The sequence below is a fragment of the Arhodomonas sp. KWT genome, from assembly GCF_010993615.1.
The window spans coordinates 1-648 of record NZ_WNXE01000941.1 but is presented as its reverse complement, the minus strand read 5'-3'; the positions used below and the strand labels follow the sequence as shown (position 1 = coordinate 648).

At 59.6% G+C, this 648-nt stretch carries 1 protein-coding gene; it reads left to right on the top strand.

The window, feature by feature from the left end:
- Positions 1-222: 222 nt before the first annotated feature.
- The coding region (locus tag G7A99_RS23430) for a metal ABC transporter solute-binding protein, Zn/Mn family (RefSeq protein ID WP_163144454.1) at positions 223-648 on the top strand (426 nt) is incomplete at its 3' end.

The following is a 648-nucleotide window of genomic DNA, read 5'->3' as shown; positions in this document are numbered from 1 at the left end:
CTCACCCCGTTCGAGGCTCAGGGTGATGTTGTCCAGAACGATATGGCCACCGAGCCATATGTCGCAATGCTCGATCGACAGCAGCGGCATGGGGTCTTCCTGGTCGTATATGGAGAAAAGCGTGATGGCCGTGGCCGGGATCCGAGTTTGACAATTGCAAACGTTATAACATAACAATATCCCGGTCAATTCACGACATCACTTGATTCGGGAGAGCATCCCATGAGATTCCGTGCGCTTAAGTTATTGATGGTTTTCGTGGTTTTTCCGGTGTCCGCATATGCGGCGGTGCCGTCGGTCGCGGTGGATATTCCACCGGTCTATTCACTGGTCGACCGGGTGATGGGCGACCTGGGGTCCCCAGAGCTGGTGATCCAGCAGGGGGCGTCGCCGCATCGCTATTCGATGCGCCCCTCGGAGGCGGCTGCCATGGAGCATGCTGACGCGGTCTTCTGGGTCAGTGAGGACCTTACGCCCTGGTTCGAGGGGCCGCTCGAGAGCCTTGCCGGCGATGCGCTCAGCGTGGAGCTGATGAGCCTCCCGGGGGTGGTGCAGCTTGAATACCGCGAGGGGCCGACCTTCGATTCCCACGGTCATGACCACGAGGATCATGCTCACGAGCACGAGCACGAGCACGAGCACGAGCAC